Below are 10,026 nucleotides of genomic sequence, written 5' to 3'. Positions count from 1 at the left end.
TGCAGGTGCCGTCCGGGGGTGGCGCGGTAGCGTGACCGCGTGATGTGGAACCGTAAGCGGCGACCGAGCGACGGCGACTCCGACGGCGGCCGCGGGGCCGGACTCGGGATCGGGGCACTCGTCCGCGTGGTGGACACCACCGAGGGCGGCGAGCAGTGGGTCGAGGCGGACGGCAGCCCGGAACCGATCGGCCTCATCGTCGCGCCGGGCGGCAACCAGATCGTGGGGTACCCCGGTGTCGGCGAGCCCCTGTCGTGGACCGTCGCGTTCGACGAGCCCGTGTACACGAAGGACGGCCGCGGCCCCTTCGAGCGCGCGACCGTCCTGAGTCGTCAGCTGGTGCCGGTGGAGGCCTAGTACTCCTCGGAACCGCTCTTCATCATGGCGCTGATGGCCATGCACGTGAACACACCACCGACGACGCCGATGCCGATGACGACTGCTCCGACGAGCTCCAGCATGTGATCTCTCCTCGTTCAGGGGGCCGTTGTCCAGCGCGTCGCTGTGGCCACGTCCAGGCTATCGGATCCCGCGCATCAGGCGGAGCACCGGGCGGGCGGACACGAGGAGCAGCACACCGACCGCGACGGCGACGAGGCCGAGGATCGCGAAGTACGGCGCCTCGTGCTCCGGGTCGTAGTACTTCGACAGCACACCGGTGACGGCCGTGCCGAGCGACACGGACAGGAAGAACAGCGCGACCATCTGCGTCTGGAACTTCGGCGGTGCGAGCTTCGTCGCGACGGACTGCCCGATCGGCGACAGCAGGAGCTCGGCGATCGTGAAGACGAGCAGGATGCCGACGAGCACGAGCACGGGTGTGCCGTTCTGCCCGGTGCCGACGAAGGGCAGGAAGAGGAGGAACGCGATGCCCATGATCCCGGTGCCGAGCGCGAACTTCGTCGGGGTGGACGGTTGGCGGTCGCCCAGCTTGGTCCACATCGCCGCGAAGACGCCGGACAGGACGATGATCATGATCGGGTTGATCGACTGCACCCACGACACCGGCATCTCCCACCCGAAGATGCTCCGGTCGAGGCGCTGGTCGGAGTAGATCGTCACGACGGTGAACTGCTGCTGGTAGAGCGACCAGAACACGGCGCTGCCGATGAACAGCGGGATGAAGGCGAACACCCGGGAGCGCTCGTCCTTCGTCAGCCCGCTCGACAGGATCACGACGAAGTAGACGATCGTGGCGACGATGACGATCCCGACCACGACGAGCGGCAGGTTGTCGACGTTGAGCAGCCCCGTCAGGACGGCCACGACGACGATCGCGAGGCCGACGAGCACGAGCGCCCCGACCATCGGGTAGCGGCGCTTCTCGAGTGGGTTCGTGACGTGCCGGACGCTGTCGGGCAGCTTGCCGCGGCGGATGCCGTACTGGATCAGGCCGGCTGCCATGCCGACGGCGGCCAGACCGAACCCGAAGTGGAACCCGAGCGACGACTGCAGCAGGCCGGTGAGGATCGGACCGAAGAACGCGCCGATGTTGACGCCGAGGTAGTACAGCGAGAACCCGGCGTCGCGACGCGGGTCCTCCTTCGAGTAGAGCCCGCCGACGATGGTGGTCGCCGTGGCCTTGAGTCCGCCGGACCCGAGCGCGATGAGCACCAGACCGACGCCGACGCCGGTGACGCCTGGCAGCACGGCCAGGGCGATGTGTCCGCACATCACGACGATGGCGCTGGCGAACAGCGTCCGGTCCGCTCCGATCAATCGGTCGGCGATCCACGCCCCGATGATGGTGAAGAGGTACACGGCGCCGCCGTAGGCCCCCATGATCCCGGCCGCGACGTGCTCGTCGATGCCCAGGCCGCCCCGCGAGACGGTGTAGTACATGTAGATGAGGACGATGCCCTGCATCCCGTAGAACGAGAACCGCTCCCAGAGTTCGACCGCGAACGGTGTGGACAGTTCGAAGGGCTGACCGAAGAACGTCCGTTTGCGCTGCTGCGTGTCGTGCCCGGGGGCGGAGGTGCCTGACATGGCGGCCAGTCTGCCCCGCTTCCGGGGGACGCGCCCAATCGTCGAGTGGTCCTCAGAGTAGGCGGTTGCGATGCGATTGGAGGGTTCCCACCACCCCTCCGCTCCGTCACGTGCGCCGCGTTGTCGGCCGCGCACGGCTCTCGTGCGGCACTCGGCGTGGGTGCCTAGGTTGGAACGGCAACACCGGCAGCACGAGGACAGAGCAGTTCAGGAGAGCGCACGATGGTCGACACCGCACCCGTCACGAACACCGGCAGCACCGGCAGCGCAGGGATCCCGAAGGCCGATGCCACCGGAGACCCGGCAGCCGGTACCCCGAAGGCCGGGACCGACACGGACGTGCGCATCGACGTCGACCTGCTCGCGGAGCACCTGCTCGGCCGCTGGGCCGAGGACCGCCGCATCTCCCGCCGTCTGGTCCGCGACCCCGCCCTGCACAAGGTCGAGGGGCTCACGATCGCCGAACACCGTGCCCGCGCGTTCGACCAGCTCCGCATCCTGCAGGAGAACGGCGCCATCCAGCGCCCCTACCCGCCGGAGCTCGGCGGCCAGGACAACCACGGCGGCAACCTCGCGGCCTTCGAGGAGCTGACGACCGCGGACCCGTCGCTCCAGATCAAGGCCGGCGTGCAGTGGGGGCTGTTCGGCTCCGCGGTCCACCACCTCGGCACCGAGCGGAACCACCGCGAGTTCCTCCCCGGCATCATCGGGTTCGACGTGCCCGGGTGCTTCGCCATGACGGAGACCGGCCACGGCTCCGACGTGCAGAACATCGCGACGACGGCGACGTACGACGCGGACACGCAAGAGTTCGTCGTGCACACGCCGTTCCGCGGCGCGTGGAAGGACTACATCGGGAACGCCGCGCTGCACGGCAAGGCAGCCGTCGTGTTCGCGAAGCTCGTCACCCAGGGCGTCGACCACGGCGTGCACGCCTTCTACGTGCCGCTCCGCGACGACGACGGCGAGTTCCTGCCGGGTGTCGGCGGCGAAGACGACGGCGTCAAGGGCGGTCTGAACGGCATCGACAACGGCCGACTGCACTTCGACCACGTCCGGATCCCCCGCACGAACCTGCTGAACCGCTACGGCGACGTCGCCGAGGACGGCACGTACTCGTCGCCGATCGAGTCCCCTGGTCGTCGGTTCTTCACGATGCTCGGCACCCTCGTGCAGGGCCGTGTCTCGCTCGACGGCGCAGCGGTGGTGGCGCAGAAGATCGGCCTGCAGATCGCCCTGACCTACGCGATGCAGCGCCGGCAGTTCCCCACCGGCGGCGGCGAGGAGGGCGTCCTGCTCGACTACGGACGCCACCAGCGCCGGCTCCTTCCCCGACTTGCGACGGTGTTCGCACAGTCGTTCGCGCACGAGAAGCTCCTGCGCACCTTCGACGACGTGTTCAGCGGCCGACTGGACACCCCGGAGCGCCGCGAGGACCTGGAGACCGAGGCGGCCGCGTTCAAGTCGATGTCGACCTGGTACGCGCTCGACACCCTGCAGGAGTGCCGCGAGGCGTGCGGCGGTGCCGGCTTCCTCGCCGAGAACCGGCTCACGAGCCTCCGTGCCGACCTCGACGTCTACGTGACGTTCGAGGGCGACAACACCGTGCTCCTCCAGCTCGTCGGCAAGCGGCTCCTCACCGAGTTCCGCAAGCAGGCGCCCCGCGACGCCGCCTCGACCGCGAAGTTCGTCGCCGCCCAGGTCGGCACGAAGCTCGCCGACGCGAGCGGCATCCGTCGCCTCGGGCAGACCGCGAAGGACCGCGGGTCCCTCGCCGCGAGCGTGGCCGACCTCCGTGACCCCGCGACGCAGCGCGACCTGCTCAGCGGTCGCGTGGACACGATGGTCGCCGAGATCGGCATGCGCCTGAACACCGCGGGCAAGGACCGCGCACGGCAGGCCCTGCTCCTCAACCGGTCGCAGCACGAGCTCATCGAGGCGTCCAAGGCGCACGCGGAACTCATGCAGTGGGAGGCGTTCACCGACGCCATCGAGGAGGTGCCGGTGGGCGACACCCGCCGCGCGCTGGTCTGGCTCCGCGACCTGTTCGCGCTCGGGCTGCTCGAACAGCACCTCGAGTGGTACCTGCTGCACGGACGGCTGTCCGCACAGCGTGCCCGTGCGGTGTCGGCGTCCATCGACCGGCTCATCGCCCGGATCCGTCCGCTGGTCCCCCAGCTCATCGAGTCGTTCGGCTACGAGCCGGAGCACGTCCGCGCGCCGATCGCCCTCGGCGCGGAGCAGCGGCGCCAGGACGAAGCCCGTGCGTGGTTCGCCGCCGAGCGCGCCGCGGGACGGCTGCCGGAGCAGGAGAAGAAGCCCCGTCCGTGATCAACCTCAGCGGGTTGATTTCGGCATTATCAACCTTGTATGGTTGATCGCGGAGGTGGCCATGTACGCACTCACCGTCGATCAGGTCGACAGTCGGAACGGGGACGACCGCGTCGAGGGGACGATACGCGAACTCCTCGGCGCGCTCGACGACGTCGTGCTCGCACCCGAACGCACCGCAGGCGACGAGTTCCAGCTGCTGACGAGCTCGCCGGAGACCACCCTCGACGCGCTGCTGCGCCTGACCCGAACCGGCGGGTGGAGCATCGGGATCGGCATCGGCGACGTGGACGAGCCACTGCCCGCCTCCACCCGGGCCGCCTCCGGTTCCGCGTTCATCCGCGCACGCGACGCCGTCGAGCGGGCGAAGCGCAACCCCGAGCACCTCGCGGTCGAGATCGACCCTGATCGGCGGTTGCGGGGGAACGACGTGGAGCCGATCCTCCGACAGACCGTGCGGCTCCGTGCCCGACGATCACCGGAGGGCTGGCAGCTGGCCGACCTGCTCGCGCAGGGGGTCTCGCGTCCCGATGCCGCCGAGGAGCTCGGCATCACCCCCCAGGCGGTCGCGAAGCGGTTCGCCGCCGCAGACCTGCGCGACGAGGACGTCCTGCACGCGGCCCTCGTCCGGCTGCTCGCGGACGCGGACGAGCCGGCATGATCGGCGTGGAAGCAGCCTGGGTCGGCTTCGTGGTCGTCACCCTCGCGGCCGCCGTGTTCTCCGTGCTCCCCCGGCTCGGCCCCGTGGTCCGCGCGGTACCCGCCGCGGTCATCGTGCTCGGCGCACTCGCCCTCACGGCGTTCGGCGTGCGACCGGAGCCGCCGTCCACCGTGCTCGGCACCCTCGCCGGGTTGAGCGTCGCGCTCCTCGGCATCGTCGCGGGCAGCGCCGTCACGAACGCCGCACTCCGGCTCTCGACGCGGACCACGATCCCCGCTGGGACGCACGGCGGCATCCTCGTGGTCGCGTCGAGCGGTCCCGCCGCGCGCGGTGCCACCGCGACGGGAGCGACGCCGACGACGAAGGAGGTCCTCCGCGGTGGTGCCGCCATCGGGGACCTCGAGCGCTTCGCCGTGATCGGCGCGGCCGCGATCGGTCACCTGGAGCTCATCGCGGCGGTGATCGCGATCAAGGGGCTCGGCAGGTTCTCCGAGCTCGACAGTGCCGAGGCGCGCGAGCGCTTCATCGTCGGCACCCTGACGAGCATGCTCTGGGCCGGCGCGGCAGCGGCGGCGGTCCTGCTCCCCTGACCCTCAGTCCGAGGTGACCCGCAGTCCGAGGTGACCCTCAGTCCGCCGACGGAGACGACGGACCGGCTCCGCCGCCGAGTGCCTCGCGCAGTCGCGCCTCGGCATCGTCGGACGCGGTCCGGGTCGCCTCGACGTTGGCCTCCGCCACGGCACGGACGACCTCTTCACGCTGGATCTTCACGCCGCGGGGCGCATCGATCCCGATGCGCACGCCGTCGCCGCGGGAGTCGAGCACCGTGATGACGATGTCGTCCCCGATGAGGATCCGCTCGCCGACCTTCCGCGTGAGTACCAGCACCCGGACAGCCTAGCGACCGCCGGAAGCAATCCGTCAGAGCACGCGGACCGGCAGGCCGAGTTCGTGCACGGAGTCCGGCGTCGCGGTCTCGGACGCCCCGATCGACAGCACACCGGCCACGGTCACCGTGGACGCCACCGCCGACACCATGGCGCGGCTGTCCTCGGTCTTCCGCCCGGCGTCGACGACGACCCACACCTGGTCGGGCACGAGACCGTCGAGGGTGCGGCGGTCGTCCCACGTCGCGACACCGAGCAGCGCGTACCCCTCGCGGACGCCGTCGGCCCTGGCGAGGATCCCGCCCCGGCGATCGCTGGCGTCCGTCGCACGCAGGTCGTGCCGCGCCGCGAACAGCCCGGCGGCGGCGTCGACGTCCCCGGCGCGGCCGACGAGCACGACGAGGTCACCGTCGGCCGACAGCACGGCCGGCACCGACGGCCGCCCCGCGGCCAGCACGCGCCGCGACGCGGCCGCGTCGACGTCGGTGACGGTGGACGGGCCTCCCGGCATCACCGCAGCACCGGTCTGGAGGCTCGGATCGGCGCCCACGGGACCACCAGCGCCCGCCACGGGGCCGGGTGCGATCCCGTCGACGACGAAGCCGTCGAGCACCGACGCGAACGCGTCGGCACGCGTCGACGACGTCCCGTCGGCGGCGGCGATGCGGGCCTCGGCCTCGTCGGCGTCGGCCAGCAGGGCAGCGATCCCGACGCGCACCGCCGGACCGTCGGCGATCGCGACCCGCGCCGTCGGCACATCGGTGGTGTCGAGCACTTCGACGGTCGCCTCCACGTGCGCACGGCGGAACAGCCCGCCGATCCCGCCGCTCGTGACCTTCTCGGCCGAGACGATCCTGGCGGCGGGGCCGAACTCGGCGCGGACGGCGTCGCGGACGTCGTCGAGCGTCGCGGCGCTACGCTGCAATCGGGTCGGCGGCACGGACCACTCCCACGGTCTCGATGGTGGATCCCGCTGCCGTTGCCTCCTGGTAGGAGAGCACGGGCAGGCCGTTCGACTGCGCGGACACCATCCGGTGCACGGCCGGACGGAGCTGCGGTGCGCAGACGAGCACGGCGGAGAGGCCCTGCTCCTCGACGTTCCGGACGGCGTCGCGCACGGAGCCCAGGACCTGCTCGATGCGGTGCGCGTCGAGGACGATCTGGGTTCCCTGCTCGGACGGCCGGAGCCCCTCGAGCATCGACTGCTCGAGCAGCGGGTCGATCATGATGACGCGGAGCACGCCCTCCTCGAGGTGGCGTGCAGGCAGCGCCGGGCCGAGCGCGGCGCGTGCGGCTTCGACGAGCCCCTCCGGGTCGGTCGAGACCTTCGCCCGGAGGGTCAGCGCCTCGCAGATCCGGCCGAGGTCGTTGATCGGGACGCGCTCGACGAGCAGCCCCTGCAGGACGCGCTGGAGCTCGGCCATCGAGAGCATGCCCGGCACGAGTTCCTCGACCGCGGCGGGGTTGACCTGTTTGACGCCCTCCGTGAGGACCTTGACGTCCTCGCGGGTGAGCAGGCGCGCGGCGTTGTCGCCGATGACCGCCTGCAGGTGGGTGACGAGGACGGAGACACGGTCGATCACGGTGGCGCCGGTCATCTCCGCGGCGTGGCGGAGCTCGGCGGGGACCCACTTGCCGGCGAGCCCGAACACCGGCTCGACGGTGGCGTCTCCCGGGAGCCCGTCGAGCTGGTCGCCGAGCGCCAGGACGCTGCGTGCCGGAGCCGTGCCACGACCGGCCTCGACGCCGGCGATCCGGATCGCGTAGGTCGACGGCGGCAGGTCGATGCTGTCCCGGGTGCGGACCGGCGGCACCACGACGCCCATGTCCATCGCGATCTTCCGGCGGAGTGCCCGGACCCGGCCGAGCAGGTCGTCCGACGCGCCGGACACCATGTCGACGAGGTCGGGCGCCAGCAGGATCTCGAGGGCGTGCACGCGCATCTGCTCGACGAGGTCCTCCGGGGAGTCGCCGGCGGGTGCAGCGGCTTCGAGTGCCTGCTGCTGCTCCGCCTGCTGTTCGGCGCGGGCGGCGTTCCGCCCGATGCGCCAGCCCGTGAAGAGGAGCGTCGCGCCGACGAGCAGGAACGGCAGGATCGGCATGCCGGGGATGAACCCCATCGCGATAGCTGCCACACCGGCGATCATGAGCGCGTTCCTGGACTGTCCGAGCTGCGTCGCAGCCGACGAGCCCATCTCGGACTCCGCACCGGATCGGGTCACGATCATGCCGGTCGAGACGGCCATCAGGAGCGCGGGGATCTGCGTGACGAGCCCGTCGCCGATCGTCAGGATGCCGTACTTCGACAGCGCGTCCGTGATCGAGAGGCCGTTCTGCAGCATCCCGATCGCGATGCCGCCGATCAGGTTGATGACGATGATGAGGATGCCGGCGATCGCGTCGCCCTTGACGAACTTCGACGCACCGTCCATCGCGCCGTAGAAGTCGGCCTCGGCGGAGACCGCGGCGCGACGCTCCTTCGCCTGCACGTCGGTGATGAGGCCGGCGTTCAGGTCGGCGTCGATCGCCATCTGCTTGCCGGGCATCGCGTCGAGGGTGAAGCGTGCCCCGACCTCGGCGACGCGCTCGGCGCCCTTCGTCACGACGACGAACTGGATGACGACGAGGATCAGGAAGATCACCGCGCCGATGATGATCGAGCCGGAGACCGCCACGTGACCGAACGCCTGGATCACGTCGCCCGCGAAGCCCTCGCCGAGTACGAGCCGGGTCGACGCGACGTTGAGCCCGAGCCGGAACAGCGTGGCGACGAGGAGCAGCGACGGGAACACCGAGAAGTCGAGCGGCTTCTTCACGAACAGCGTCGTGAGCAGGATCACCAGCGCCAGCAGGATGTTGCAGATGATCAGGAAGTCCAGCAGGAAGGACGGCACCGGCAGGATCAGCAGCAGGATGATGCCGACGATGAAGACCGGGACGGCGAGCTTCGGCAGGTCCTTGCGGTTCATGCTGGCACCTCTTCGGGAGACGGGTTCGTGCGGGGCGTGCGGAGCTTGCGGGGGCGGAGGTCCCCGGTCAGGGTCGCCGGGTCGAGGACGGTGGCGACCTCGTCCGGCGTGGTCGGCCGCGGTGGTGCGTGCGTCCCGGCGGCGGCGCCCCTGGCCTTGAGCGCCATCACGAAGGAGAGCACCCGGGCGACCGGCGTGTAGAGGTCGACGGGGACCTCCTGCCCGAGCTCGCACGCCGCGTGCAGGGCACGGGTCAGCGGGACGTCCCGGACGATCGGCACCCTGGCCTCAAGCGCTCGGTCACGGATGAGCGACGCGACGGGACCCGCGCCCTTCGCGACGACACGCGGCGCGGACTTGCCCGGCTCGTACCTGAGCGCGACGGCGTAGTGCGTCGGGTTCGTCATCACGACGTCCGCGGTGCCGATGGACTGGATCATCCGGTTCCGGCTCATCGCGAGCTGCCGGGATCGCCGCTGGCCCTTGACGAGCGGGTCGCCTTCTGCGGTCTTGTTCTCGTCCTTGACCTCGCGCTTGGTCATCATGGTGCGCTTGCGGTTCCGGCGGATCACGACGAACACGTCGAGCGCGGCGAGCACCAGCCCGGCGGCGATGGCCGCGCGCAGCAGGGTCCCTGCACCCTCACCGGCGGCGGAGAGCACGGCGGACAGGGGCAGCGAGCCGCTCGTCATGAGCACGGGGACGAGCCCCTGGACGGCGAACCAGAGCACGAGGCCGACGACCGCGGTCTTCACGAGGGCCTTCACGCCGTTCCAGAGCGCCTGGGTCCCGAACACCCGCTTGATGCCCTGCACTGGGTCGAAGTGCTCGGGCGTCGGGGCCAGGGAACGGAAGTGCACGCCGCCCTGCGCGACGGCAGCCGCTGTGACGCCGACGAGCACCACGAGGAGCATCGGGCCGAGCGTCGCCGCGAGCGAGCCCATCGCCTCGTCGAACACCCCGCGCATCGTGCCGATCGTCGGGTCGGCGATGACGACGCGCACGGCGTCCATCTGCGCCTGCCCGGCTGCGGCGGCCTTGCCGATGGTCGCCGGCACCATGAGCGCGGCGACGGCGATGCCGATCCACGCGCCGAGGTCCTGGGAACGGCCGAGCTGGCCCTTCTTGTGGACCTCCTTCATCCGCTTGGCGGTGGCCTTCTCGGACTTCTCACCGGAGTCGGACATGC

9 protein-coding genes are annotated in these 10,026 nt (G+C 70.9%); 4 read left to right on the top strand and 5 right to left on the bottom strand.

Annotation, left to right across the window (positions count from 1 at the left end):
- The first annotated feature begins 39 nt into the window (after positions 1-39).
- Positions 40-357 (top strand): hypothetical protein, encoded by a 318-nt coding sequence (locus QK288_RS11680; RefSeq protein ID WP_281264481.1) that lies wholly within the window; start codon positions 40-42, stop codon positions 355-357.
- A gap of 162 nt (positions 358-519) precedes the next feature.
- On the opposite strand, the gene QK288_RS11675 is transcribed toward QK288_RS11680, so the two are convergent.
- Positions 520-1,989 carry a peptide MFS transporter gene (locus QK288_RS11675; protein ID WP_281264480.1) on the bottom strand — a complete coding sequence of 490 codons (1,470 nt, stop codon included), beginning with the start codon at positions 1,987-1,989 and terminating at the stop codon, positions 520-522.
- A 222-nt stretch (positions 1,990-2,211) separates the two neighbouring features.
- Between QK288_RS11675 and QK288_RS11670 the strand changes: the two genes are divergently transcribed.
- From QK288_RS11670 to QK288_RS11660, 3 genes are all read left to right on the top strand, one after another.
- Positions 2,212-4,320 (top strand): acyl-CoA dehydrogenase, encoded by a 2,109-nt coding sequence (locus QK288_RS11670; protein ID WP_281264479.1) that lies wholly within the window; start codon positions 2,212-2,214, stop codon positions 4,318-4,320.
- 61 nt (positions 4,321-4,381) lie between these two features.
- Positions 4,382-4,981, top strand: a complete 600-nt coding sequence (locus QK288_RS11665) for a DNA-binding protein (RefSeq protein ID WP_281264478.1) — start codon at positions 4,382-4,384, stop codon at positions 4,979-4,981.
- A complete protein-coding gene (locus QK288_RS11660; RefSeq protein WP_281264477.1) occupies positions 4,978-5,571 on the top strand; it encodes a hypothetical protein in 594 nt (197 codons plus the stop codon). Before QK288_RS11665 ends, QK288_RS11660 begins: the two co-directional genes overlap by 4 nt.
- A 37-nt stretch (positions 5,572-5,608) precedes the next feature.
- On the opposite strand, the gene csrA is transcribed toward QK288_RS11660, so the two are convergent.
- Genes csrA through QK288_RS11640 form a run of 4 tightly spaced genes read right to left on the bottom strand, consistent with a single transcriptional unit; the run spans position 5,609 to position 10,024 of the window.
- Complete coding sequence (gene csrA / locus QK288_RS11655; protein ID WP_281264476.1) at positions 5,609-5,869, bottom strand: carbon storage regulator CsrA; 261 nt, start codon at positions 5,867-5,869, stop codon at positions 5,609-5,611.
- Between the two features lie 33 nt (positions 5,870-5,902).
- Positions 5,903-6,808 (bottom strand): hypothetical protein, encoded by a 906-nt coding sequence (locus tag QK288_RS11650; protein WP_281264475.1) that lies wholly within the window; start codon positions 6,806-6,808, stop codon positions 5,903-5,905.
- Positions 6,783-8,837: a flagellar biosynthesis protein FlhA gene (locus QK288_RS11645; RefSeq protein WP_281264474.1), complete on the bottom strand. Its 2,055-nt coding sequence runs from the start codon at positions 8,835-8,837 to the stop codon at positions 6,783-6,785. The genes QK288_RS11650 and QK288_RS11645 overlap by 26 nt, the downstream gene beginning before the upstream one ends.
- The gene (locus tag QK288_RS11640; RefSeq protein WP_281264473.1) at positions 8,834-10,024 is read right to left on the bottom strand and encodes an EscU/YscU/HrcU family type III secretion system export apparatus switch protein; all 1,191 of its coding nucleotides are present in this window, start codon (positions 10,022-10,024) and stop codon (positions 8,834-8,836) included. The genes QK288_RS11645 and QK288_RS11640 overlap by 4 nt, the downstream gene beginning before the upstream one ends.
- Positions 10,025-10,026: the final 2 nt, after the last annotated feature.

The organism is Curtobacterium sp. 9128, assembly GCF_900086645.1.
Lineage (GTDB): Bacteria > Actinomycetota > Actinomycetes > Actinomycetales > Microbacteriaceae > Curtobacterium.
This window is presented reverse-complemented; position numbering and strand designations above follow the sequence as displayed.

Coding starts and splice junctions, on each gene's coding strand:
- QK288_RS11660 (WP_281264477.1), top strand. CDS start 4,978: ATGATCGGCGTGGAAGCAGCCTGGGTCGGCTTCGTGGTCGTCACCCTC.
- QK288_RS11640 (WP_281264473.1), bottom strand. CDS start 10,024: ATGTCCGACTCCGGTGAGAAGTCCGAGAAGGCCACCGCCAAGCGGATG.
- QK288_RS11665 (WP_281264478.1), top strand. CDS start 4,382: ATGTACGCACTCACCGTCGATCAGGTCGACAGTCGGAACGGGGACGAC.
- QK288_RS11675 (WP_281264480.1), bottom strand. CDS start 1,989: ATGTCAGGCACCTCCGCCCCCGGGCACGACACGCAGCAGCGCAAACGG.
- QK288_RS11645 (WP_281264474.1), bottom strand. CDS start 8,837: ATGAACCGCAAGGACCTGCCGAAGCTCGCCGTCCCGGTCTTCATCGTC.
- QK288_RS11670 (WP_281264479.1), top strand. CDS start 2,212: ATGGTCGACACCGCACCCGTCACGAACACCGGCAGCACCGGCAGCGCA.